Origin of the sequence: Pontibacter russatus (assembly GCF_009931655.1) — a bacterium.
Lineage (GTDB): Bacteria > Bacteroidota > Bacteroidia > Cytophagales > Hymenobacteraceae > Pontibacter > Pontibacter russatus.
On record NZ_CP047984.1, the window covers coordinates 38017 to 63618 of the forward strand.

The window sequence follows — 25602 nt, forward strand, 5'->3', positions numbered from 1 at the left end:
TTTTAATTATGATGGGTCTACCAGGAACAGCGGCTGGTCGTATTCAACCGGGTTGGCGTTGTCTACCAGCACCTTCACAATCCTGCCGGATACCTCTGCCTCAATCTCATTGAACAGCTTCATGGCTTCGATGATGCAGATGACCTGGCCCTTTTTCACCTCATCGCCCACGTTCACGAAGATGGGGCTTTCGGGGCTGGACGCCCTGTAGAAGGTACCGATCATCGGGGCCTTGAGGGCCACATACCTGCTGTCGTCGCTGGCGGCGGGAGCTGCCGCAGCAGGGGCCGGGGCAGCAGGGGCGGCAGACGGGGCAGGCAGGGGAGTGGCGGCCGGTGCGGGGGCCGGGGCCGCGCCGGAGTCCTTTACATACTTTACCTTCTGGTCCGGGTCGCGCTTAACCGATATTTTAAACTCTTCTGTCTCAATGTTTACTTTGTTCAGGCCGGATTTGGCGATGAAGTCGATGAGTTCCTGGATTTCTTTAGCTTTCATGTTTTATTTAACTCTCTCTGCGTATGAATAGGTACGGGTGTCTACTTTGATTTTTTCATCCTGGCCGATGAACAAAGGCACCTGAATGGTAGCACCCGTCTCCACTATGGCGGGTTTCGAGGCGTTGGTGGCGGTATCGCCTTTCAGCCCCGGCTCGGTATAGGTGATGGTCAGCTCCACAAAAGGAGGAATTTCGCAGGTAAGGGGCGTCTCCGTCTCCGCATGGAACAGAATCGTCACCTCCTGGCCCTCTTTCATCAAATCGGCAAAAGGCACCATGTGATCTTCCAGTGCAACCTGCTCAAACGTATTCATATCCATGAAGTTGTAGCCAAGGTCATCTTTGTATATAAACTGGTGGGGGCGCTGCTCCACACGGGCGGTGGTGATTTTGTGGCCGGCAGAGAAGGTATTGTCGAGTACCTTGCCGGTTTTGATGTTTCGGAGCTTCGTCCGAACAAAAGCAGGTCCTTTTCCGGGTTTCACGTGCTGGAAATCAATGACGACATAGAGGTCGTTGTTGTATTCCATGCACAATCCGTTTTTAATATCAGCGGTGGTTGCCATACTGGTAAACTCTTTTTTGCGTTGTGAATAGAGGGTAAAAGTAATTTTGTTTTTTTTGTCTTGCAATGTAAAGTTATACATTCTGCTGTAAATGTTGGCAAAGAAAACCAGAAGTGCCCCTCCGCCCCATCCTCCCGTGAATTTGGAGTACCGCAAAGGTTACTTTCCGGGTTGTGAAATCTGAAGGGTAGTTCCTCAATTGACTGTTTTGGCTGAGGACACCGGGCATCAAAAACCAATAAGGTTGACACATTAGGGCCTGAAGTATATAAGCGCCATATATAGCTGCTGTTCCGGGGCCAGCCAGGCAGAGAAAGCAGGTGGCTGCCGCGGCCATTAAAAACTGTAGTGGCCGGTTCTGCGTGTAACAGGTAAACCGCCAAGCCTGACCCGGAACCATGAAGAGTAAAACCATCCTGCTTAACAGCCGCCCGCACGGCGCGCCCAGCAAAGACAATTTTAAAATCACCGAAACAGAAGTGCCTGCCCTGCAGCCGGGAGAGGTGCTGCTGAAAGCGCTGTATATATCCGTAGACCCCTATATGCGGGGGCGCATGAGCGATGCCAGGTCCTATGCCGCACCGTACGAGGTAGGCAAGCCATTTATGGGCGGCGTAGTGGCCGAGGTGGTGGAGAGCAGGAACGGGCAACTGCAAAAAGGAGCAGTGGTGGTAGGCAGCCTGCCGTGGCAGCAGTACACGGTGCATACAGGCAAGGGACTGCACGCGGTAGATCCGGAGGTGGCGCCGCTGAGTTACCACCTGGGCATATTAGGGATGCCGGGCCAGACAGCCTACTTCGGCCTGCTGTATATAGGCCAGCCAAAAGAAGGCGAAACGATAGTGGTGTCGGGGGCGGCTGGCGCCGTGGGCACAGTGGTGGGCCAGATCGCGAAGCTGAAAGGCTGCCGCGTGGTGGGGATTGCCGGCTCCGACGAAAAAATCGACTATCTCAAAAACAAGCTTCACTTCGACGAAGCCATCAACTACAAAACTACTGGCGACATTAACAGGGCTGTGGCACAGGCCTGCCCCGATGGCGTGGATGTTTATTTCGACAACGTGGGCGGTGCCATCTCAGATGCCGTGCTGCTGTCGCTGAACAAGTTTGCGCGCATCGCCGTCTGTGGCCAGATCGCCTTTTATAACAACACCACTCCTCCCACAGGTCTGCGCGTGGAGCCCATCCTGCTCCGCAACAGCGCCCTGATGAAAGGATTTATCGTGAACGACTACGCCAGCGATTTCGGAACGGCCGCCCGGGAACTGGCATCCTGGCTGAAGGAAGGGAAACTGCAGTACCAGGAAACCATCAAGGAAGGCTTTGAACATATTCCGGAGGCTTTTCTGGGCCTTTTTACCGGCGAGAACACCGGCAAACTGCTCGTGAAAGTGGCTGAGCGGGAAGCATAGAAAATGTGCTCCGGCGGCCTGTTGTGGGCTTTCCTGTCTATCAACTCCTGCATAAATCAATCACAATATCCTTGGAATCTACTCGATTCCTGTATCATGTACTCTAAATTTGAGCGATAATAAATTCCTCTGCCTTGCCACCTGTGTCCTTTCAATATATGGCCTCATGCCGTAGCACGGCTGTGAGCAGACTGCATTTCATACTGTATATAAAACACCAATAAAGCATCCATGAACAATTTCACATTTTACAACCCTGTAAAAATACTTTTCGGCAAAGGGCAGATCAGCGCCATCGCCAAAGAGATACCTGCCGATGCCCGCGTGATGATGACCTACGGCGGGGGCAGCATCAAGAAGAATGGCGTATACGAGCAGGTGATGGCCGCCCTGCAAAACCATACGGTGCTTGAGTTCGGCAACATAGAGCCAAACCCGCACTACGAGACGCTGATGCAGGCCGTGGACATAGCCAAACGCCAGAAGATAGATTTTGTGCTGGCGGTGGGCGGGGGCTCCGTGATTGACGGCACCAAGTTCATTGTGGCGGCCATGGCCTACGAGGGAGAAGATCCCTGGGACCTGCTGGCAAAGCACGCGCCGGTTCAAGCTGCGGTGCCGTTCGGCACGGTGCTCACGCTGCCCGGCACAGGCTCTGAAATGAATGCCAGCGCCGTGATTACGCGGGTGGCCACGAAAGAGAAGTTCTCCTTTGGCAGCCCCCATACCTTCCCGAAATTCTCGGTGCTGGACCCGGAGACCACCTTCACCTTGCCGCCGCGGCAGATAAGCAACGGCGTGGTGGATGCTTTTACGCATGTGCTGGAGCAATACCTGACCTACCCCGTGAACGCGCCGCTGCAGGACCGGATGGCGGAGGCCGTATTGCTGACGCTGAGGGAGGAGGGACCCAAGGCGCTGCTGGCCCCGAAGAACTATGACGTGATGGCCAACATCATGTGGAGCGCAGCGATGGCCCTGAACGGCGTCATCAGGGTTGGCGTGCCCACCGACTGGGCCACGCATTATATCGGCCACGAACTGACAGCCCTGCACGGAATCGACCATGCGCGTACGCTCGCTGTGGTGCTACCCGCGCTGCTGCGCTACAAGAGCGGCACCAAAAAAGAGAAACTGCTGCAGTACGGCGAGCGCGTATGGGGTGTGAGCGCTGGTACAGAGGACGAACGGCTGGAGGCCACCCTGCAGGCCACTATTTCCTTTTTTGAGTCGATGGACATCAAAACCAAACTGACGGACTACGAAGTGGGGGAAGACACGATCAAAACTATCGTCGGGCGGTTAGAAGAGCGGGGCATGAAAAACCTCGGTGAGCGGGCCGACATACAGGTGACAGATGTGGAGAAGATTCTGGAAATGAGCCTGTAACGCTGCCCGTGCATATATAAAGCCGCCGCAGAAGCACTGCGGCGGCTTTATATATAACTGACATCGGTCATAAAGTAAAGAAATCTGGTACCCCTCTGAGTCAGGACATATATGGCGCAAGCGACCTAGCTGGTGAAGCCAACCCCACGGCCACCAGCCGCCTATATAGTTCATGCTTCCGTTTCGGAAATCTTTCGTCCGCCGTGAACTCATCAGTTTCAATCCGCAGTACAGCTTCGCTACCGCCAAGCTTATATATAAAAGCTGCCTGTATATAAATACCGGCCGGAGGCCCTGTGATAGTAGACACAGGCGAAGACACTCGCGCCATATATGCCATGCCTTCCAAGGTGGGAAAAGTGAAACTTGAATCAGGCAAAGCCCTTCAAGGATGGAGAAATGTAAATCCCGAAACTGGTACTCCTATCAGCTATGTTACCGGGAAGCACCAGGAACGGGGCAATTAGCAGGATTGAATTTTAAAGCGGGGGGAATTTCACCTGCGAGCTCTCCCTCACTGTCATAACTGCCTGAAGAATAATACAAAAGCTATTGTATATATAAATAAGTATATATACCAGGGGCGGGTTAACTTTATATTAATTTTTTATTCCGAAAGCTTGTGTTTGAGAATGCTTCCCTCTAAATTGCACTAAGCTATTTTGATAAAGAGAGATTCAGAACAGCAATGGATGGCCTTACAGGATTAAGAACCATCGTATTTTTACCAACAAAGCACCCGGACTTCACAACCTGACGATAAATTTAACCAATGATAGACATCATCAATCTCGTAGCGCTTTCCGGAATATTCAATATTTTATTTTTTTGGTACGCCTCCACCAAGATGAGCTCGAAATTGGACCCTGTGAAGACGCTGATTGTCTCGTTCATCTTTTCCATTCCGCTCAGCTTCCTGCTTATCGGGGTATATACCACCATGCTGATTTATGCTGCCAAAACCGGCTCCAGCGAGGACGCGATGTGGGAGTATATGGAGCAGGAAGAATTACAATAGCAACTGATTTGATTTAAACTCCCATAAACAAGGAAAGCCGCCTACACAGGCGGCTTTCCTTGTTTATGGGAGTTATGTTAATGGCTTCCGGCGCTGCTGCCCACATCCTGCCCGCCGTCCTGCACGTCGGCGCTGCCGCGGCTGCCGCTCTGCTGCGATGGAGCGCCGCCTACCTTGCCCTTCCGGATTTCCTCCTCAGTGGCCTCTTCCTGTCTTTTGCCGGTAGGGTGGATATTCGGTACGCTGTTTCCTTTGTTGATGGTCTTATTTAAGTTCTCGTCCTGCAGTTTGCCTTTGCTTTTATCGCTCTTGTTCATCTTCATAAATTTTAGTTAAAAACGCTGAGGGTTATGTATCCCTCTTTTAATGTAGTGGCCATATGGCTTTAAAACCAGCCGTTTTCGTGGCGGCCGCGCCGACTATTGTTCTCGCGGTATTGCCTCCGCTCCGGGTGGCGGCTCTCGTAGTGGCCGTGGTAGCTGCGGCGCTGGCCGGTCAGTGGGTCATATTGCCTGTTCCAGTCCGGGTCTGCGTTATAGTCCCCGTCGTATCCGTAGCTGAGGGAACCGGCCATGTTGCCGTAGTTGGCCCCGCCGCCGCTTCCGAAGTTGTCGGGGCGGTAGTCGGCGTCAAAATTGCCGGCGCCGGAAGAAGAGTGTTCCAGCCTTTCGCTTCTGCCGCCGAAGCGCACATTGTAGCCTCCGCTTGTCGGACGAAACTGCTCTTCGCGGATTCCGTAATCTCCGCCGCGGTACCCGGAGCGGCTGTCGCGGTTGTAGTCATCCTCTCCTGAATGTTCGCGTCCTGAATGTTCGCGCCGCTGGTCGCTGTTGTAGTTCCGGTTATAGTCGTTGTTGTAGTTGCGGTTATAATCCAGGTTGTAGTCTGTGCCGCGCCGGCTCCTGTCGCTGCGTCGGTCAAAACCGTCCCAGGTGGTCTCGTGGCGGTGGTCGCTGGTGGTGTCGAGGCGGTAGGCGCCGCGGTAGCTGTCCTCATCCACCTGGCGTCTGTGGCCGTGCGCGCGGTTCCTGTCGCTGTCGTAGCCCCGCCTGCTGTTCCATTCGTTTCTTTCCATAGTCGTCGTGGGTTTGGTGATATATCTCTTTAACGCTTGCGAAACGCCTGGGTTTTTCTACTCACGCCGCGGTGGCGCTAACCCATCGTGTGCTTGCTCCCGTAAAAAGAGAGAGTATGTTAAACCGCAACAGCTAAACCCGAGAAGCTATGAGAGACGAAAGAAGCGATAACCACAGCAGAAATTATGACGCAGCCAACAGCGACAGCGAGCCGCGCTGGCTGCATGGCCACCACCATGGGCAGAACTCCGACCGCGGCAACTATCCCCGCGACAGCCACTTTAACCGAGGCTACGGCGATAACTCCTTCAGCCAGTACGGCGACGACAGCAGCTTTAGCAGCAACGCCGACCAGCGCCAGATGAGCCCACAGGGTCGCTTTCGTGCGGGTGGGGCGCCCTACAGCGGCGACGATTATACCCGCGGGAACAGCAGCCCGGACAATCCTTACGGCATGACCTATTTCAGGGAAGACGGCCATAACTCTTCCCGCCACTACGACTCACGCGCCGACTACAGGGACCGGGACTATAGCGCCTTTGGAGATAACGGACATTCGCACAACAGGTATGGCATGGCTGATGAGCGTTTCGGCCACGAGGTGCGCCGCGGAGAGAACGAGGGCGGCTGGGCACGCGGCTCCCGCGGCGACTTTGAGTCGTACCGCCGATACGAGCAGGGCAACCGCATGTACGACGACGACTACAGCGCAGGCTTTGCAGGCCGCAACTACACGGACGGCGACACGCCACACTACGGCGAAGGCAGCCACTACAGCAGCATGGACCGCGGCCGGGAGGATAGCGGCCAGCACGGGGACCGCTACGACTACATGCGTGGCAGAGACAGGCGCTAGATGAACTGACAGGGAATGATGTATTGAACCGGAGGCGCTAGCGCCTCGATAAAAAAGCAAAATCATGAGAGAAGACAGAAATAGAAACTACGGCGACTATAGCCGCAGCTACCATGAACAGGAGGGCTATTCCCGTCAGGCCGGCCCTTACCATGGCCGAGAACATGCCCGTCTGGGAGATACCCAACACGAGCCCGGCGAGCATTACCGCCTGCAGCACAGCCGGGAGTATGGCCGCAGCGGAGGTCGGGAAGGGAATAGGAGAGACCGGTACAACGAAATGTATGACATCTCAAACTATTCCGACCATCCGAGGAGCTCAGACTACGGCCTGCCTTATGGCGCCGAGAACGACCTGGACACAGTAGACCGCTTCCCCTATAGTGAGGGGCCATATGCGCGGCGGCCGCGCCACTACACCTACAGCCAGGGCTATAATCCAAACTACGACAACCCGGAGGAAGGCGACCGTTACCGCGACTTCGACAGCCGGGGCAACCACGGCTTCCGCCACGAGTCGGGTTATGGGAACGAGGACACCTTCCGCGATTTCGGTAACGACCACTATGGCACCCGCGACCGGGACAACAACCGTTATTACGGTCACTTCGGTGGATATAACCGCTGAAGCAATTTATATATAGCGGCAGGCTAAAAAGCGCATCAGCAGCCAGCCGCATGAAGAAAGGCGGCAGCTATATATAGCTGCCGCCTTTCTTCATGTGGTAATCCAGCGTAAGTCCCTATCGCTTTGCGCTCTTACGTCCCTCTATATAGGTTATACATAATTTGATTCTCGCTAAAGTTTAGCGGCAGCGCAAATGTGGCTATATATGAGTTCATTATGTAAAGGCATGATCCAAAATATAAATTCGCAAGCTGTGAACTTGCCGCCATGTTTCACCGGTATAAGAACTCTAGATAGGGCCGCTGCTTCCATTTGAATGGCTGCACGTTTTTCCCTGTAAGTTAAGCCTCACATGGATGAGGTGGATTCAAGTCGTAAGAATGACAAATCAAGAAGAACAAAGGCTATATATGGCTCATGCTGTGTGGTTTATATTCTACTGCCTTCAGCTTTAAATTCAGCGACCTTCTTATATAGATTGCCCTGTTCGGCCATGGAAGACAGGTACAGCGCGTAGCGTGAAATGTTGTAATGGTTCGACAGGTCCAGGAGCAGGTCCGGGATGCCGTCGCGGTCCACGTCGCCAGCCCACAGCAACACATAGATGGAGTCCTTGAAGCGCTGGTCCTCCACCAGGGTTTGCTTAACCTGACGGCCATTCTTGCGCCCCGACACTCTCCAGCCATAATTTTTGTAGCTGTACTTCCCGGAGGCTTGTTCCACGCTGTCGCCGTAGGCTTCTATGGTATACTCCCTGCCATCAAAGGTATAGGTGAGTGCTTTGTTGGCGGGGAGGGTGGTAACATGAAAAGCCGCCGTGTCTACAGGGCCCGTTGTGGCACGGCGCAGCCCGGCTACAAAGAACAGGGCGTTTGTGTCAGCGGCCACCACTTCACGGCCCGAGAGCACATTGGCGCTGTCCAGCACGGGGTCTTTTACAGTGTTGATATGCAACTCCGCCGGGCGCAGTTCATATCCCTCCGCTGTACGGAAAACACCAAGCCAGTCCTCTTTTTCGGCGCCGCGCCATACTTCATTTTTATGGTAGGTTCCCTCCAGCAGAAGCTTTACCGGCGTTTCAGGCGCAGGCGCGAGTCCTGTCGTGTCTAAAGTAAGTGCTGCCTGCATGGGAGTGTCCGTGGCCGCTGGTGCGGCAGGCTCTTTCACGGAATCCTCCTGCACGACATGGTCGGTGGGGGCTGCCGGGGGAGTGGTCTCTGTGCTTTGGCGGCAGCCAAGCAGCAGGAGCAGGCTAAAAGGCAACAGCAGGCGGGGATATGGCATGTTTATCTTCAAAGGAGAAGTTTATGCAGGGAGTTCCGGCGTCTTTGAAAGGGAAAGGCTCGCAAAGCCAGAAGCATCATTTGGCCTGACAAACAGATAAGCAGGGTGACATGCTTTGTTTTAACAAAGATAAACCTGCACATGATGTTTTTTATATATGCTGATAACAAGCAGCATATACAGGCTATAAAAGCTTGTCTATTTTGTCGCGCAGGCCAGCCGAGGCTTCCACGAGCGGCAGGCGAACGCCGGGGGAGCAGATGCCGAACCTTTCCAGCAGCACCTTCACGCCAACGGGGTTTCCTTCCTCATACAGCAGCGGGTTCAGGTCCACGAAGCTGAGCAGCAGGTCCGCCGCCGCTTTAAAGTTGCCCTGAAGCGCCTCCTGCACCATGCTGCTGAACTTGGCAGGATAGGCGTTGGCGAGCACGGATATGGCCCCTTCGGCCCCGAAAGACATCATCGGCACGGCCATCATGTCGTCGCCACTCACCAGCATAAAGTTTTCCGGGCGGTGCCTCGCGATGAGCAGGCACTGCTCCAGGTTGCCGGATGCCTCTTTTATTCCGATGATGTTGTCGTGCAGGGCCAGTTTCAGGGTTGTGTCGGCTGTCATGTTGCTGCTTGTGCGGCCCGGCACGTTGTAGAGCATCACGGGCACCGGCGAGGCCTCTGCGATATGCAGGAAGTGCTGGTAGATGCCCTGCTGCGAAGGCTTGTTGTAGGCCGGGCTCACCGAGAGGAGGGCATCCACGCCATCAAAGTCTGTCGCGGCTATCGCTTCGATTACCTGCTGCGTGTTGTTGCCGCCGATGCCGAACATCAGGGGCACGCGCCCGTTCAGGTGCTGTTTCACGAAAGCCAGTATGGCCGTTTTCTCAGCGGCTGTGGTCGTGGGCGATTCGGCGGTGGTGCCGTTCACCACCAGATAGTTCACGTTTCCCTCCAGCACAAAATCCAGCAGTTTCTGCAGCGCGTCGTAGTCTACAGCCAGCTCTTTTGTGAACGGCGTTACCAGCGCCACACCCGTTCCTCTTAGTTTCTCTCTAATCATTGTATTCCATTCCGAACCACGAATTACGAATTATGATTTGATTTCTGCAAACAGGACCGCCAGAAACAGGACTGACGCACGCCCACAGCAGCATCGCCTAGAATCATCGCAGGATATCGATTAGCTGAAGTAAAGGTATGTAAGCCATTCAAATACAACGTATAACACGCAATTCGTAACGCGGAAATCGTAATTCTACTGAATATTATTTTCCTCCACCCATTTCAGGAACTGCTCTTTGTATACTTCCCCGATGGGTATCTCCTTGTTGCCGATGCGTATGCGGCTTTTCTCGATGCTGTCAATCTTCTGCAGCGACACGATGAAAGAGCGGTGTACCCGCAGAAACTTGGAGTCCTGCAGTTTTTCCATCATCTTGTTCATGGAGAGCAGCGTGATGATCTTCTGGTCTTTGGTCTGGATGATGATATAGTCTTTCAACCCCTCAATCCAGAGAATGTCCCTGAAGTCGACGCGGATGGTCTTGTAGTCGGCCTTCACAAACATAAAATCCTGCACCGGGGCGGCCTGCGGAGCGGGGATGGGCTGGGCCGGCTCGGTTGCCCTGCCGTTGCGCTGCAGCCGCTCCTGTGCCTTGGTCACCGCCTTCAGGAACCGGTCGAAGGGGATGGGCTTGAGCAGGTAATCCACCGCGTCCTGGTTAAAGCCCTCCAGGGCGTAATCGGGGTAGGCGGTGGTGAAGATGATGAGCGGCTGGTGCTTGAGGATGTTCAGGAACTGGATGCCCGTCAGTTCCGGCATCTCGATATCCAGAAACATCAGGTCGACCTGCTCCTCCTGCAGCACCTGCATAGCCTCGGTGGCGCTGGAGCAGGTGCGCACCAGTTTCAGGAAGGGCAGCTTGCTGATATAGCTCTCAATAATGTCCAGGGCGAGCGGCTCGTCGTCCACGGCAATGCAACGTACTGTCATAGTTTCTTAGGTGTTAGGTCTCAGGTGTAGTTTCAGGGTAGCGTAAAAAGCGTCCTCTCTTTCTTCGAACGTCAGTTTGTGCCGATTGGGGTACAGCAGGTTCAGGCGCCGCCGCAGGTTCTCGAGGCCGATGCCGCCGTACTCGCGCTTCTTGTGCGAGCTGGTGTTGTTAATGGTGCTGAAGGTGAGCATATCCTCCTTTACCTCCAGGCGCATGCTGATGCCAATCTCGTTCTTGCTCACCAGGCCGTGCTTAAAGGCGTTCTCCACCAGCGTCATCAGCAGCATAGGCGCAATCTGCTTCCCTTTCAGGTCGCCCTCCACGATAAATCTGATGCTGGTCTGCTCGCGCAGGCGCAGCTTCTGCAGATCAATGAAATTGTTGATATGGTCCACTTCCTTCTCCAGGCTCACCAGCGGGTCGTTGCTCTCGTACAGCATGTAGCGCATCAGCAGCGAGAGTTTCATGATGGCGTCCGGCGTCTCGGGGTGCTGCTTGTAAGCCAATGAGTAGATGTTGTTTAGGGTGTTGAACAGGAAGTGCGGGTTTACCTGCGATTTGAGGTAGGCAAGCTCCGTGATCAGTTTCTGCGTCTCCAGTTCCTTGTTGCGCCGCTCGTTGCGGATATAGTTTCCCGTCACTTTCAGCGCCGAGCTGATGAAGGTGGTGACGAGTCCGCCGAGCGCGTACTGCAGCAGGCGCTCGTAGCTGTAGAGGCTTTCCATGCCAGGGTTAAACTCCCTGAACACAAAATAATCGAAGGGGGCCTGCAGCACCGCCACCGCCAGCAGCGTGGCCAGCACCGCCGCTATATAGAGCAGGATGCGGTTTCTGGCCAGGTACTTCGGTATCAGCACATACCAGTTAAAGTAAAAGATGAGGAGCTGAAAGAGCAGCCCCACCGCTATGTCGAGGCCCTTACTGAAGGAGAGCGTGCGGTTGGCATATACGAAATAGAAGATCCAGGCGCCGAATATCACCCACCCGGCAATGTGCAGCGCTATCTGGTAGCGTTTCCTGATGGTCACCTCTGGCAAAGACAGGTTCATGGAATAAGGAGTGTTAGCAGCCGTGGTGAAGCGTGCAGGCAGCGTCGTGCTGCCTGGGAGATCGAGCGCATATTATTTACAGTATATAATCCAAGTTCCGCAAGATGAAAGTGACTGGCTATATATAAGGGTGCTTGCCTGGTGCAGGCGTTAAACCAGCATCCGGGTCTGATGATACGCCTTGCTTGTCCCGCGCGAAGTCCCGGTAACAGCATTCACCATCGCGTACGCCCGCGCAATACATAGCTCTATATGTTAGCAGGGTGAGCTTCAGCAGCTACATATACCACAACCTGCAATATATAAAGTTAAGCAAAAGGCGGCAGTAAACGCTTCTTCCAGGGGCAGGTATATACAAAAGCCTGTTTTGTGCCGATGAAGGCCGTTTTTCCGGCGATGAACCTCTCCACAGGCACCAGCCGGGATTGGTCTATAGATAGCAGCGCTTGGTATAATATAGTTTTAAGTGACGGAAAGAATGTGCAGCTTGTAACATGATGGCAGCACGGCACACCGGCGCTGCCTCTATAGCCAGGACTTCCCCAGGCGGGGCGCATGATGAGACGACGGCGCGTTGCAGCGCGGCGGAGTCGGCCGTACCTGCCAGGTTCCCCGGCAAAGCAGAGTTTGTTGTTTGTTAGAGTATACCTGTAAAAGGCACCGTTGCTTTGCAGCGGTGCCTTCTCTCTTTCATCGGGTTCTATTCCTGTAGCATCCCCAGAAACTCGTCTTCACTAAGTATCCTGATCCCCAATTTGTTTGCCTTCTCCAGTTTGGCGGGGCCCATCTTGTCGCCAGCCACCAGGTACGACAGCTTGGCGGAGATAGAAGACACCACCTTGCCGCCGTGGCTCTGGATCAGGAGTTGCAGCTCTTCCCGGCTCATGCTCCGGAACACCCCCGAAATCACAAAGGTGCTGCCCGCCAGCTTCTCGCTCTCCATCGCCGGAGCAGTTTTTTCAGATTTGAATTTCAGACCCGCCGCCTTCAGCCGCTCCACCAGTTGCACGTGCTCCGGGTTCTGGAAGTAGTCGAGAACGGAGGTGGCGATGCGGCCCCCGATCTCGTTGATGGCCAGCAGCTCCTCGTAGGTCGCGCCGCGCAGGGCCTCCAGGTCGGGCAACTGCTCTGCCAGCTTCTTTGCCACCGTGCTGCCCACAAAGCGGATGCCCAGCGCGAACAGCACCCGGTCATAAGGCGTCTCCTTCGACTTCTCCAGGCTCTTCAGAATGTTGTTGGCAGATTTTTCCCCCATCCGTTCCAGTTCAACCAGTTGTTCAAAGGTGAGGTCGTAAAGGTCAGCCGCGTTGCGCACAAGGCCGGTCCGGTAAAGCTGCTCTATCGTCTCCGGGCCCAGGCCGTCGATGTTCATGGCCTTGCGCGAGATGAAGTGCTCCAGCTTTGCCTTTATCTGCGGCGGACAGCCCGCTTCGTTGGGGCAGTAAAAATGCGCTTCGCCATCTGCGCGCACCAGCGGCGTGCCACAGGCGGGGCACACGTCCGGGTAAACGATCGGCTGGCTGTCGGCGGGACGCTTGCTGAAATCCACCCCGGTTATCTTGGGAATGATCTCACCGCCCTTCTCCACATATACCACATCGCCGAGGCGCAGGTCCAGGCGCTGTATTTCGTTGGCGTTGTGTACCGAGGCCCGCTTCACCACGGTGCCCGCCAGCGGCACCGGCTCCAGCAGGGCCACAGGCGTCACGGCTCCGGTGCGGCCCACCTGGTACTGGATGCCCGTAAGTTTGGTGGCGGCGCTTGTAGGGGCATATTTGTAGGCAATAGCCCACCGCGGGCTCTTCGCTGTGTAGCCGAGTTCCTCCTGCAGCGCAAAGCTGTTTACTTTTACCACCACGCCATCCGTGGCGATGGGCAGCTCGAAGCGCCTCGTTTCCCATTCCGCTATATAGGCCAGCACCTCTTCGATGCTGCTGCACTTGCGCCAGGTGTCCGACACCTTAAATCCCCACTTCTGTATAGCCTGCAGGCTCTCCTCGTGCGTGTCGAAGGGATTGTGGGCGCAGTGGAAGGAGTAGGAGAAGCAGCCCAGCCTGCGGCTGGCCACCACAGCGGAGTCCTGCATTTTCAGCGTGCCGGAGGCGGCATTCCGGGGATTGGCCAGCAACTGCTCGCCTGCCTCCTCGCGCTCGGTGTTGAGTTGCTCAAACACGGGCAGCGGCAGAAACACCTCGCCCCGCACCTCAAACACCTCCGGAAAGCCTTTGCCATGCACCTGCAGCGGCACATCGCGTATGGTGCGCACGTTGGCCGTGATGTCATCGCCGCGCGTGCCGTCGCCCCGGGTGGCGCCCTGCACCAACAGTCCGTTCTCATAGGTCAGGCTCATGGCCACTCCATCAAACTTCTGCTCACACACGTACTCCACCTCCTCGCCGATGGCTTTGCGGACCCGGTTGTCGAACTCGCGCAGTTCCTCTGCGGAATAGGTGTTGCTGAGCGACAGCATGGGCCACTTGTGGTAGACGGTTTTGAAGTTTTTGGTGATGCTGCCCCCACCCGCTGGGTGGGGGAGTTGGGCAGGCGCAGGTCGGGGTGTGTTTCCTCCAGTTCCTGCAGCCGCTTAAGCATGAAATCGAATTCCAGATCGGGTACTTCAGAGATGCTGTTCTGGTAATATTGGAAGTTCAGGTGATTGATGCGCTCCGTCAGCTCCTGTATCTGCCGGGCCGGCTCTTGCTCTGCTGCCATATAGGTTGTCTTGTTCTCCCGTAAAAATAGGAAACAGGAGACAGAAACCAGCGTAAAGGGCAGAGTTAGCTAGCACTTTCCTGAAAGATATGGCTGAAAGGGAGGCTTCTGGTAACACCCTGCCTTTTGAGTGCAGCGCCTGCACAGCGGGGCATTTTTCTGAATCAGGATTCACAGGATTTATTGGATGGACAGGATGAGCAGTAATTGTCACATCCTCTGCTGGTGCGCACTTGTAGCCCGTACTTTCTATATAACAGACAGAATGCAATGAAATAGAGGATGAAAAGAAACGGGAGGAGACATGGATTTGTAATCCGCTTTTGGATAGGCAGCAGGGAATGCAGCCCGTCCTCGCTCGTGACCTGCTACCCTACGGCATTTATATATAGGCTGCCATCCCGGAAACATATCCATATCAATCCGCTGCTTCGCCGCCGCCGGGGCTATATATAGGCTACTTGCATAATTAAATGTAGGCAGGAGGCCTACGGGGTAGCAAAGAAAAACAAGAAGCTCGCGCCATGTACGCTTGACTTAAAACAGGGCTTTTTAAACTGCATTGCTTTTTGCTTAATATCAGTTATTGCTTGAATTATGATTACATATACATCTGATTAAAAGCATGTTATTCATGAATAAAAAAGCAATGGCAAAGTTCTGTCAGCAGGTAAGCAGGTGGTCATACGCTGCCGTTTGGCTTGCTTTTGGTGAATCGTTCCGAACCTCCCCCAGGGGCGCCTCCTCCAGTAGGGCCGCCCAACTTTCCAGATACAGCACCACGTCCTCCCGCCGGTTGTGCAGCAGGCGCTTCCTATCTTGTGGCAGGCGCTGCACGATGGCCGGGTGCGACAGGCGCTCCAGGTGTGCCAGGTCCTCCCGCGTCAGGCCAAGGTCCAGCATCTGGTCGATTATCTCATCCAGAGGCAGGCCGCTCTGCGGGCAGTAGTCGCGCAACTGCTCCCGCCAGTCGCCGTGGCGCCACATGGCCGCACCGTGGATAGTGCCTTTGCTGCAGCGGGTAATAGTCTGCGCCAGGTGCCCGCAGTTGCAACTGCCCATGTGGCCCCACTGGTAGGCAGCGCCCTGCGCCAGCCGCTGCGCTGTTTCATGTAGCGCCTGTATCAGTTGGATGGAAGCTCTTGCCATAGAATAGTTAGGTTAGATTAACGGCAATATATAATACGTAATACGCCTTAGAGATACAAACACATTAATTGTCTTTTTTAAAGACAGAACGATTGGCGTTGTGATTCTATGATTTCGCCTGGACAGGCAGGATCCAATTCTGTCATCTTAAGGAAATTATCTGAGGCCGCAAGTTTAGCGACAGCGCAACTTATGGCTGTAAATGAGATTTGAGTTGTCGCAATCGTGAAAGAAGCCTATGATATTTTTGAGTTGAAAGAACGATACTCCCGCAATATTTATTTAATTTCGCCATTTATAAAGGGCAAGCAGTGCAATTTGAAGGCTGTGTTTGCTGTAAACATGTTTAATTGAAGATGCGCAACACCCTTAGTGCCCTGTGGCTTTTTATCGGAATCCTTTTCTTCTCTGCTTGCGTGCCACAGAAAAAAATCATCCTGCTGCAGGATAATCCGGACGTAGCGAACCAGGCCAATGCCGATGAGCTGCTCCGGACGTTCGACCTGAAGCCGCAGGCCTATATGCTGAAACCAGGGGATGTGCTGTCGCTGCGGGTGCAAAGCACTACTCCCGCCGAATTTGATTTCCTGGCATCCGGTGCCACTACTTTTGGGGCGGGTGACCCGGTGCTGAACGGATATACGCTGGATGCGGAAGGAAATATCCTCTTGCCAGCAGTGGGCAAAGTGAACCTGAACGGCTTAACCATGCCCGATGCCCGCATCAGGGTAACGGAGGCCCTGCAGCCCTTCTTGTCTGACCCCACCGTGAACCTGCGCCTGCTCACTTTCCGGTATACCATCGTCGGAGAGGTACCTAACCAGGGGCAGTTTACCACTTACCAGGACAATATCAATGTGATGGAGGCCATTGCCACGGCAGGCGGATTTAGCCCCTATTCGAACCGAAGCGAGATTAAACTTGTTCGCTACGAGAATGGGGTGGCAAAGCTCTATAAATTCAGCCTGCTGGATGATGACATCCTGGCTAAAAGCAACTACTATTTACAGCCGAACGATATGATTGTGGTAGAGCCCTTGACCGCTAAATACTTGAGGGAGAATCTCCTTACAAACCTCACATTAGGCTTGTCTTTGGTGTCAACAATTACATTGCTGCTAATCAGACTAACACAATAATTATTCTTTTTTACCTACTCCTGCCTAGGCGTGAATCCAGAACCTATTCCACAACAAGACAGCCTGATTGATTTGCAGTACATCCTGCAGAAGCTAAAGCAGTACTGGTACTTGTTTTTAATAACAGTGCCGTTAGCCTTAGCCGTTGCCTATTTTGTGAACAGGTATACGCCTCCTGTTTACGAAGCCAGCACCACCGTGCTTATCAAGGACCCCTCAGATTTGTCGAATGCACCCGTCAACCTCTTGTATGGCGGGAAACTGTTGGGTGATGTTAAAAATTTAAACAACGAAGCGGTACTGCTGAAGTCAAATGACATGGTGGGCGAAACCATCAGTTCACTGGATTTCGGTGTGTCTTATTATGCGGAGGGTGATGTTAATTTCACAGAGATATATAATGAGAGCCCCATACACGTTATCATCGACTCTACCTCTGCCACCATTCCCTACGGCGCGCTTATAGGGTATGAAGTCATAGATGACAACAGGTTCCGGATAAGCAGCTCCGGCGCTACGGATTCACTGAACCTTTATTTTTTTGGGAGACTGATTGATTTAGATGGTTTCAGGTTTGTGGTTACTAAAACCGACAGTAATTTTTCGGAGGAGATCCTATATTTTCAAGTTAACCGGCCGGAGGATCTGGTCAGGCGCTACAGCAGTAGCCTGGCGATAAAGCCAGTGGAAGGGACATCTATTCTAGAAATCAGCACAACAACGAACAATACAAAAAAAGCGATTGATTTCCTGAATCAGCACGTACAAACTTATATTTCCCAAAGCCTGGAGGAGAAAAATAAGACGGCCGTCAACACCATCGATTTCATCGACAGGCAGCTTCAGCAGATCGGTGATTCCCTGTCTTTGGTGGAGGGACGTTTAGAGACATTCAAGAAGGAAAACACCGGGCTTACTATGAGTGACGAGGGGGCGCAGACAAGCGGACAGATACAGGCACTGGAACATGAAAAGGCCGTTTTGTTGCTGAACGCAAAGTACTTCGACTACCTCAGCGATTATATCGCAGCGGGCGACGTGACCGAGAGCATCGTGGCCCCGGCTTCCTTTGGCGTGTCGGACCCGGTGTTGAGCCAATTAATCGGGCAGTTGATCGAGGTGCAGTTAGAACTGACGGCGCTGAACTCCGAAAGCGCGCAGAATCCCATCGTCACTACGCAGATACAGGCAGCAAGAGCCCAGGCAAAGGAGTTATTGGCTGGTATTTCCGAAAACGTGCGCAACCTGCAGCAGGCGAACCAGATATCCATTAATGACCTGAATGCGCGCGTCTCACGGCTGATGGGCTCCCTGAGCCAGCTGCCTGCAGCAGAAAGGCAATTTATCAACCTGAACCGCATGTACAACCTGAGCGAAGGGCTTTACGTGTTCCTGATGCAGAAAAGGGCAGAGGCCGGTATTTCTACGGCTGCCACCACCCCGGATGCCCGCCTGGTGAATGCGGCCGCTGTCAAAGCCCGAATATCCCCAAAGACGGATCAGACCTACCTGATTGCCCTGTTTATCGGGTTATTGCTGCCCGCCGGGTTCATTTTCCTGAAAGAAGTACTGAACAACAAAATCAGCTCCACGGAAGATATTGCCGCCCATACCACGCTGCCCTTGCTTGGTATTGTCGGGCACAACAAGAACGAAAACGCCAGCTTAATCGACCAGAACCCAAAATCTGCCCTGGCAGAGGCCTTCCGGACTGTCCGCTCCAACCTGCGCTTCATGCTGGGTTCCAAAACAGGGGAGGGGAAGATATTCGTGATTACCTCTTCTGTCAGCGGCGAGGGGAAAACTTTTTCCGCAAAAAACCTGGCCTACATCTTTGCTATTTCTGGCGAGCGGACACTGCTCGTAAATGCCGACATGCGCAAGCCCAACAACAACACCGATTTTGGCGTCAGCAGCACTGTTGGCCTGAGCAATTACCTGGCGGAACATGCCGGCCTGGAAGACATCATCCATACTACCCTGCAGGAGAACCTGCACATTTTACCTTCAGGTGATATTCCGCCGAATCCCTCGGAGTTGCTTTTAAGCAGTAGAATGGATGAGCTGATTGCAGCTCTGCGGAAGCGGTATGACTATATCATTCTTGACACGCCACCGGTTGGCATCCTGTCAGATGGTTTGGAACTGATGCAACTGGCTGATGCAAACATCTTTATGATCCGGCAAGGCTACACGCTTAAAAGCTTCGTCACCAGCCTGCAGCAACAGTATGAAGCCGGAAAAATAAAGAATACGGCTATTCTTTTTAACGACGTAGATTACAGGAAGCTCAATTATGGCTATGGCTACGGCTATGGTTATGGTTATGGCTACTATGCAGAGGATGCCCAGCGAAAGCCCTGGTGGAAACGAATGGTTTAAAAAGACATTAGACGATAGATATAAGATGTTAGACTCGAGACTTTTTGTTTTGATAACATACTTCTGCCACGGCGGAAGTATGTGAAGTCCCCCTTTGAAGAGCCTGTCCCGAAGCATTTAGGGAGGGTAGGGGCATGAGCGGCAGACAGAAGCAGCACAACAGCAATGGAGCAGAACAACCATTACAACAAGAGGCTAAAAGCATTTGCCAGTGACCTCCGCTCAACATCCACTAAGGCGGAAGTCAGGTTGTGGTGCGAGTTATTAAGTAAAGGTAAAACAGGTTATTCCTTTTTACGCCAGCGGCCGATAGGTCCTTATATTGCTGATTTCATGTGCAAGGAATTGAAGCTTGTTATTGAAGTAGACGGCTATTCACATAATTTTAAAACGGAAGAGGACTTAGAAAGGGACACCGTATTAGCAGCTTTAGGCTTTACCACCCTCCGGTTTACAGATGAAGAAGTAATGAGGGATCTGCCTAATGTAGAACGGTCAATTATAGCTTGGATTGCTTGTCTACAGCGGTAGTCATCTGTAATGCTTCGGTAATGGTAGAAAGCCCCCCTTTGAAGGGGGTAGGGGATGAGAGGCAACCAAAAGCAGCTAAACAGTTTTGATTAAAGATAAACCGCTTCTTTACTTGTTTGCTAAATGATTGTCCGCATGTACTGTAATGGATCAGCATTGTTTGAAGTTAAAGCCAATAAATGATGATGTTAGGCAAGAGGTATTAAAAGAGTCTGGGAAAAGTAAGTCCCCCTTTGAAGGGGGCAGGGGGATGAGAGGCGGCTGGAAATACCCGAGCTGCTTGGGCTTTATGGTAAAGCAGCATCAAATATACCCGTGGTATGATTGTCCGCAGTTGTAATCATCCCCCTCACCCCCTTCAAAGGGGGACAAAAGTTCACCTGCGTAACATCCTGATACTTACGTCTTAAAAAAAGCTATGGAGATAAATTCGAAGATATATGTGGCGGGGCACCGGGGGATGGTGGGTTCGGCGCTGGTGCGGGCGCTGGAGGCGGCAGGCTACGCCAACATCGTGACGCGCAGTTCGGCGGAGCTGGACCTGCGGGAGCAGGCGGCGGTGAGGGTCTTCTTTGAAGAGGAGCGGCCGGAGTATGTCTTTCTGGCGGCGGCGAAAGTGGGCGGCATCGTGGCCAACAACACCTTCCGCGCCGACTTCCTCTACGACAACCTGCTGATGGAGGCCAACGTCATCCACTCCTCCTACAAGGCGGGGGTGAAGAAGCTCCTGTTCCTGGGCTCCTCCTGCATCTACCCCAAGCTGGCCCCCCAGCCCCTGAAGGAGGAGTACCTGCTGACAGGGCCGCTGGAGCCGACCAACGAGCCCTACGCCATCGCCAAGATAGCTGGCGTCAAGCTCTGTGAGGCTTTCCGCGACCAATTCGGCTGCGACTTCGTGAGTGTGATGCCCACCAACCTCTACGGCTACAACGACAACTACCACCCCGAGCACTCGCATGTGCTGCCCGCCCTCATCCGCCGCTTCCACGAGGCAAAGGAGCGGGGGGCAGAGACGGTGACCATCTGGGGCACGGGCAGCCCGCGGCGGGAGTTCCTCTTCGCCGACGACCTCGCCGAAGCCTGTCTTTTCCTGATGCAGACTTATTCGGGGAGGGAACTGGTGAACATCGGCACCGGTGAGGACATCTCCATTAAAGCGCTTGCGGAACTGGTGAAGGATGTGGTGGGATATGAAGGGGAACTGGCTTTCGACACCGCAAGGCCTGACGGAACGCCCCGCAAGCTCATGGACGTCTCGAAACTGCATGGCCTGGGCTGGCGGCACAAAACGGAGCTGAGAGAGGGCATTGCCCTGGCCTACGCTGACTTTAGGCAGCAATACCCAGCCCCGGCCTTCCCCTAAAAACAGGGGAGGGAGCGTAAATAGCAGGAGAAGCCGCTCATTTGACATTCAACATTCAGCAACTAACGATCATCAATCAACAACCATCCGGGTCTTACCAACTCGGAATTTGTAACTCGTAATTCGTAACTCACATGAAAGTAGCCCTCATCACAGGCATCACGGGGCAGGACGGGGCGTACCTGGCCGAGCTCCTGCTAAGCAAAGGATATATGGTGCACGGCCTCAAGCGCCGCAGTTCCCTGTTCAACACCGAAAGGGTGGACCACCTCTACCAGGACCCCCATGAGCAGCACGTCCGCTTCCGGATGCACTACGGGGACCTAACCGACTCGACCAACATCATCCGGGTGATCCAGGAAACGCAGCCCGACGAGATATACAACCTGGCCGCCATGAGCCACGTGAAGGTGAGCTTTGACACGCCCGAGTACACCGCCAATGCCGACGGCCTGGGCACGCTCCGCATCCTGGAGGCCATCCGTATTTTAGGATTAACGGAGAAAACAAGAGTTTATCAGGCCTCTACTTCCGAGCTCTACGGGCTGGTACAGGCGGTGCCGCAGTCGGAGACTACCCCCTTCTACCCGCGCTCCCCTTACGCGGTGGCCAAACTTTACGCCTACTGGATTACCGTGAACTACCGCGAGGCCTACGGCATGTTCGCCTGCAACGGCATCCTCTTCAACCACGAGTCGCCACTGCGAGGGGAGACCTTCGTGACGCGCAAGATAACCCGTGCCGCAGCGCGCATCACCCTGGGCCTGCAGGAGAAGCTATACCTGGGCAACCTTGACTCCAGAAGGGACTGGGGCCACGCCAAGGACTATGTGGAGGCCATGTGGCGCATCCTGCAGCAGGACACGCCGGAGGACTTCGTCATTGCTACCGGGGTAACCACGACAGTGAGAGACTTCGTGAAGATGGCTTTTGCTGAAGTGGGGGTGGAGATAGACTTCCGGGGTGAGGGCGTGGAGGAGAAGGGCTTTATTGCCGCCTGCACCAACCCAGCGTACAAACTCGAGGTTGGAAAGGAAGTTGTCTCTGTTGACCCGAGTTACTTCCGGCCCACGGAGGTGGAACTGCTCATCGGCGACGCAACCAAATCGAAGGAGAAGCTTGGCTGGGTGCCACAATACGATTTGAAGGCCCTTGTTAAGGACATGATGCAGAGTGACGTGGAGCTCTTCAAAAGAGACACCTACCTTGCCGAGGGAGGGCACAAGATATTGAACTACCACGAGTAAGTTGTTACTTTCTTATAAAAGATGTATGGCTTCATCATTTCTTTAGAGCTGTCTTGTATCTTTGCAGTCAGAAGGAGTGCAAATTTACAATTGGACTCCTTCTGCTATTTTTTCATATATGATAAATAAGTCAACGAAAGAAGAAGACGAAGACTGGACGCTGGTGATAAAACCAAGTTCCAGCCTTTTTGATTTACAGTTAAAGGAGGTTTGGCGTTACCGCGACTTGCTACAAATGTTTGTGCGGCGTGACTTTATAGCTGTGTACAAGCAAACAATCCTCGGGCCTATCTGGTTTTTCCTGCAGCCTATCTTTACCACCATTACATTTACCATTGTTTTCGGCAGTATTGCGGGCCTGTCTACGAATGGAGTTCCGCCTTTGTTGTTTTACATGGCGGGCATCATCAATTGGAATTACTTTTCTCAGTGTCTGACGGCAACGTCTAACACCTTTACGGGGAATGCCAATATTTTCGGTAAAGTCTATTTTCCCAGGCTGATTACGCCGCTCTCCATTACTGTTTCTAACCTGCTGAAGTATGGGGTGCAGTTTGTCTTGTTTATATTATTGCTATGTTATTACTTATTTACAAGCAACATAGTGCAGCCAAACATGTATTTATTGCTTGTACCTTTTTTAATAGTTTTGATGGCAGGGCTTAGCCTTGGATTTGGGATGCTGATTTCCGCCATGACAACCAAATACCGGGATGTCAAGTTTTTATTAACCTTTGGCATACAGCTGGCTATGTACGCTACTCCGGTTATTTATCCACTCTCTACTATTCCAGAGAAATACAAGCTTCTGATTCTCGCTAACCCCATGTCGAGTATTATCGAAACCTTCCGGTATGCTTTTTTAGGTTCCGGCGAATTTGAGTGGAGTTATTTAGGATATTCTTCATTATTTACAGCCGTCATTGTCTTTTTGGGAATCGTGGTCTTCAATAAAGTAGAGAAATCATTTATGGATACGGTTTAATTGTATGAGTGATATCGTTATAAAAGTAGAAAACCTCTCAAAGCAGTACAGACTTGGAGAATTGGGCACGGGTACCATTTCGCATGACATAAACCGCTGGTGGCACAAGGTAAGAGGCAAAGAAGATCCTTACCTGAAGATTGGGGAAGTAAATGATCGTACCACGAAAGGAACAAGCGAATATGCCTGGGCTCTCCGTGATATAAATTTTGAGGTGAAGCAAGGGGAGGTATTAGGCATTATCGGAAAAAATGGTGCCGGTAAGTCAACGCTCCTAAAGTTACTCTCACGGGTAACTTCCCCTACAACTGGTGAGATAAAAGCGAAAGGGCGGATTGCTTCTTTATTGGAGGTGGGCACTGGCTTTCATGAGGAACTTACAGGACGCGAAAACATATTTCTGAATGGTGCTATTCTAGGTATGACCAAATCAGAAGTCCGGTACAAGTTTGATGAGATAGTGGCTTTTTCCGGCACTGAACGCTATATTGATACGCCTGTAAAGCGTTATTCCTCCGGAATGCGTGTGCGGCTGGCTTTTGCTGTAGCAGCGCATTTGGAACCAGAGATTTTGATTGTAGATGAAGTGTTAGCTGTAGGGGATGCGGAGTTTCAAAGTAAGGCTATAGGGAAGATGAAAAGTGTCTCAAAGGGAGAAGGAAGAACGGTACTATTCGTTAGCCATAATATGGAAGCCGTTAGCAATCTGTGCAATAGGGGCATTTTATTAACTAATGGAACAGTGAATTTTGAAGATAATAATGTAGATAGTGTGATCGATAAATATCTTGACTTTTTTTCTCCCCATAAAGGATTGTCAACATCTTATTTATTTGAAGTTCCGAGTGAAGGAGGTATAAAAAAGGTAGAATTACTTAACTTAAATCATGCTGTTATCAAAAATAATGACACACTTAAATTTAAGTTACAGATTCACAATCCTGAAGCAATTGATTATACATACGTTGCACAAGTTTTTTATAAGGGAATAAAACTATTCGAAAATTTTAATTTTGATCCTTCAAGAGAGAAAATATGTAAGGTTACTCCTGATTCAGAAAATTTCTTATATTTTACATTACCTAAAGGTATGTTGAATAAAGGGCTATATACTGTAAAATTTGCTATGTTACTGCCTAAAATAAAAAGAGTACACATGACAGATGAAATTCCCTTTGAAGTTAGTGTTATTAACTCTGGACATGAAAAAGTGTTAGAGAATAGAAATGAAATTTTTTTTCTGAATAACTGTTGGACAACTTGAAATGAATATCTTAGTAGCTACAAATCATCTAAGAATGGTAGGAGGTACTGAAAACTACTCTTACGCGCTAATCGAAGAATTACTAAGAAGAAATCACCAAGTTGAATATTTCTCATTTGAGAAAGGGAAGGTTTCTGACCTTATAGAGCATAACCTTAAAGTTCCATTTTTCACTGGTAATAAGAGTTATGATTTGATCTTAGCAAATCATAATACAATAGTAGATTCACTTTGGAAATTTGGTTTTATCATACAGACTTGTCACGGTATATATCCTTTATTAGAGCAACCTTCCTTATATGCAGATGCACATGTGTCAATTTCTAATGAAGTTCAGGTGCATCTTGCGAGTAAAGGCTTCAATAGCAAAATTATTTATAATGGCATAAATTGCGACAGATTTACGATCTCAAATCCTATAAACGAGAGACTGACTTCTGTGGCTTCTTTTTGCCAATCAGATGAAGCGAATGAATTGGTGGAAAAGGCTTGTGAGGTTTTAAATATTAAGTTTTTGAGAGTTAGTAAATTTGAAGAAAACTTTTGGAATATAGAGAAAGTAATAAACAGAGCTGACCTAATTGTGGGTTTAGGAAGGTCAGCCTATGATGCAATGGCATGTGGAAGACCTGTAGTTATATTTGATAAAAGGAAATATTCAAATAATTATGGAGATGGTTACGTTAAAGATAATTTAGGTTTTATTATGCTCAATAATTGCTCTGGAAGATACTACAAACAAAATTATACTGTTTCCTCCTTAGTAGAGGAATTTCTCAAATATGATCCTAAAGATGGATTATATTTGAGAAACTTCGCCTTAAGATATCTTAACATAAAGAATCAGGTTGATTCATATTTAAATTATGCTGACTTATCAAAAGAACTTGATTATAAAAGTATTTATAAAATAAGAGCTAAGAAAGCTGTATATCGTTTCTTGAAGAAATTTGTAAAGTCTCATTAGTAGCTCAATAAATATATATCAAACGATATATATTTATTGAGCTACAACATTAGTGAGATACAATCTTTCTAAGTTATATTTTGCAAACATACCTTTATAAA

The 25602-nt window shown here is 51.6% G+C and carries 22 protein-coding genes and 1 pseudogene; 13 read left to right on the top strand and 10 right to left on the bottom strand.

What is annotated here, in order from left to right; translation table 11 throughout:
- Nucleotides 1-6 precede the first annotated feature (6 nt).
- The gene (accB, locus tag GSQ62_RS00160) at nucleotides 7-495 is read right to left on the bottom strand and encodes an acetyl-CoA carboxylase biotin carboxyl carrier protein (protein ID WP_161887623.1); all 489 of its coding nucleotides are present in this window, start codon (nucleotides 493-495) and stop codon (nucleotides 7-9) included.
- Nucleotides 496-498: 3 nt separating this feature from the next.
- A complete protein-coding gene (efp, locus tag GSQ62_RS00165) occupies nucleotides 499-1062 on the bottom strand; it encodes an elongation factor P (RefSeq protein WP_161887624.1) in 564 nt (187 codons plus the stop codon).
- Nucleotides 1063-1460: 398 nt separating this feature from the next.
- On the opposite strand from efp, the gene GSQ62_RS00170 reads away from it, so the two are divergent.
- From GSQ62_RS00170 to GSQ62_RS00180, 3 genes are all read left to right on the top strand, one after another.
- A complete protein-coding gene (locus tag GSQ62_RS00170) occupies nucleotides 1461-2474 on the top strand; it encodes an NADP-dependent oxidoreductase (protein WP_161887625.1) in 1014 nt (337 codons plus the stop codon).
- 231 nt (nucleotides 2475-2705) lie between these two features.
- The gene (locus GSQ62_RS00175) at nucleotides 2706-3863 is read left to right on the top strand and encodes an iron-containing alcohol dehydrogenase (protein ID WP_161887626.1); all 1158 of its coding nucleotides are present in this window, start codon (nucleotides 2706-2708) and stop codon (nucleotides 3861-3863) included.
- A gap of 847 nt (nucleotides 3864-4710) precedes the next feature.
- A complete protein-coding gene (locus GSQ62_RS00180) occupies nucleotides 4711-4881 on the top strand; it encodes a hypothetical protein (RefSeq protein WP_237586857.1) in 171 nt (56 codons plus the stop codon).
- Nucleotides 4882-4958: 77 nt separating this feature from the next.
- Here GSQ62_RS00180 and GSQ62_RS00185 read toward each other — a convergent pair whose 3' ends face one another.
- Together GSQ62_RS00185 and GSQ62_RS00190 are read right to left on the bottom strand one after the other, a co-directional pair.
- Nucleotides 4959-5198, bottom strand: coding sequence for a hypothetical protein (locus tag GSQ62_RS00185; protein WP_161887628.1), 240 nt, complete (start codon nucleotides 5196-5198; stop codon nucleotides 4959-4961).
- Between the two features lie 68 nt (nucleotides 5199-5266).
- Entirely contained in the window at nucleotides 5267-5956 is a 690-nt protein-coding gene (locus GSQ62_RS00190) for a hypothetical protein (RefSeq protein WP_161887629.1), read from the bottom strand.
- A gap of 149 nt (nucleotides 5957-6105) precedes the next feature.
- On the opposite strand from GSQ62_RS00190, the gene GSQ62_RS00195 reads away from it, so the two are divergent.
- Both GSQ62_RS00195 and GSQ62_RS00200 read left to right on the top strand, forming a co-directional pair.
- On the top strand, nucleotides 6106-6813 hold the full coding sequence (locus tag GSQ62_RS00195) for a hypothetical protein (RefSeq protein ID WP_161887630.1): 708 nt from the start codon (nucleotides 6106-6108) through the stop codon (nucleotides 6811-6813).
- Nucleotides 6814-6877: 64 nt separating this feature from the next.
- On the top strand, nucleotides 6878-7441 hold the full coding sequence (locus tag GSQ62_RS00200) for a hypothetical protein (RefSeq protein ID WP_161887631.1): 564 nt from the start codon (nucleotides 6878-6880) through the stop codon (nucleotides 7439-7441).
- A 429-nt stretch (nucleotides 7442-7870) separates the two neighbouring features.
- On the opposite strand, the gene GSQ62_RS00205 is transcribed toward GSQ62_RS00200, so the two are convergent.
- The 6 genes and pseudogenes from GSQ62_RS00205 to GSQ62_RS00230 all read right to left on the bottom strand — a co-directional run bounded on the left by GSQ62_RS00205 (nucleotide 7871) and on the right by GSQ62_RS00230 (nucleotide 15623).
- Complete coding sequence (locus GSQ62_RS00205; protein ID WP_161887632.1) at nucleotides 7871-8725, bottom strand: hypothetical protein; 855 nt, start codon at nucleotides 8723-8725, stop codon at nucleotides 7871-7873.
- Nucleotides 8726-8909: 184 nt separating this feature from the next.
- A complete protein-coding gene (dapA, locus tag GSQ62_RS00210) occupies nucleotides 8910-9779 on the bottom strand; it encodes a 4-hydroxy-tetrahydrodipicolinate synthase (RefSeq protein WP_161887633.1) in 870 nt (289 codons plus the stop codon).
- Between the two features lie 195 nt (nucleotides 9780-9974).
- Nucleotides 9975-10712, bottom strand: coding sequence for a LytR/AlgR family response regulator transcription factor (locus GSQ62_RS00215; RefSeq protein WP_161887634.1), 738 nt, complete (start codon nucleotides 10710-10712; stop codon nucleotides 9975-9977).
- A 6-nt stretch (nucleotides 10713-10718) separates the two neighbouring features.
- On the bottom strand, nucleotides 10719-11762 hold the full coding sequence (locus GSQ62_RS00220; RefSeq protein WP_161887635.1) for a sensor histidine kinase: 1044 nt from the start codon (nucleotides 11760-11762) through the stop codon (nucleotides 10719-10721).
- 700 nt (nucleotides 11763-12462) lie between these two features.
- Nucleotides 12463-14474 (bottom strand): annotated as a pseudogene (ligA, locus tag GSQ62_RS00225) (NAD-dependent DNA ligase LigA).
- Nucleotides 14475-15137: 663 nt separating this feature from the next.
- Nucleotides 15138-15623: a hypothetical protein gene (locus tag GSQ62_RS00230; RefSeq protein WP_161887636.1), complete on the bottom strand. Its 486-nt coding sequence runs from the start codon at nucleotides 15621-15623 to the stop codon at nucleotides 15138-15140.
- Nucleotides 15624-16039: 416 nt separating this feature from the next.
- Between GSQ62_RS00230 and GSQ62_RS00235 the strand changes: the two genes are divergently transcribed.
- From GSQ62_RS00235 to GSQ62_RS00270, 8 genes are all read left to right on the top strand, one after another.
- A complete protein-coding gene (locus GSQ62_RS00235; RefSeq protein ID WP_161887637.1) occupies nucleotides 16040-16762 on the top strand; it encodes a polysaccharide biosynthesis/export family protein in 723 nt (240 codons plus the stop codon).
- A gap of 30 nt (nucleotides 16763-16792) precedes the next feature.
- On the top strand, nucleotides 16793-19144 hold the full coding sequence (locus GSQ62_RS00240) for a GumC family protein (protein WP_161887638.1): 2352 nt from the start codon (nucleotides 16793-16795) through the stop codon (nucleotides 19142-19144).
- A 165-nt stretch (nucleotides 19145-19309) separates the two neighbouring features.
- Nucleotides 19310-19675, top strand: a complete 366-nt coding sequence (locus GSQ62_RS00245) for an endonuclease domain-containing protein (RefSeq protein WP_161887639.1) — start codon at nucleotides 19310-19312, stop codon at nucleotides 19673-19675.
- A 418-nt stretch (nucleotides 19676-20093) separates the two neighbouring features.
- Nucleotides 20094-21038, top strand: coding sequence for a GDP-L-fucose synthase (fcl, locus tag GSQ62_RS00250; protein WP_161887640.1), 945 nt, complete (start codon nucleotides 20094-20096; stop codon nucleotides 21036-21038).
- A 134-nt stretch (nucleotides 21039-21172) separates the two neighbouring features.
- The gene (gene gmd, locus GSQ62_RS00255; RefSeq protein ID WP_161887641.1) at nucleotides 21173-22285 is read left to right on the top strand and encodes a GDP-mannose 4,6-dehydratase; all 1113 of its coding nucleotides are present in this window, start codon (nucleotides 21173-21175) and stop codon (nucleotides 22283-22285) included.
- Nucleotides 22286-22403: 118 nt separating this feature from the next.
- On the top strand, nucleotides 22404-23270 hold the full coding sequence (locus GSQ62_RS00260) for an ABC transporter permease (protein ID WP_161887642.1): 867 nt from the start codon (nucleotides 22404-22406) through the stop codon (nucleotides 23268-23270).
- 4 nt (nucleotides 23271-23274) lie between these two features.
- On the top strand, nucleotides 23275-24534 hold the full coding sequence (locus GSQ62_RS00265; RefSeq protein ID WP_161887643.1) for an ABC transporter ATP-binding protein: 1260 nt from the start codon (nucleotides 23275-23277) through the stop codon (nucleotides 24532-24534).
- 1 nt (nucleotide 24535) lies between these two features.
- Nucleotides 24536-25501, top strand: coding sequence for a glycosyltransferase family protein (locus GSQ62_RS00270; RefSeq protein ID WP_161887644.1), 966 nt, complete (start codon nucleotides 24536-24538; stop codon nucleotides 25499-25501).
- Nucleotides 25502-25602 lie beyond the last annotated feature (101 nt).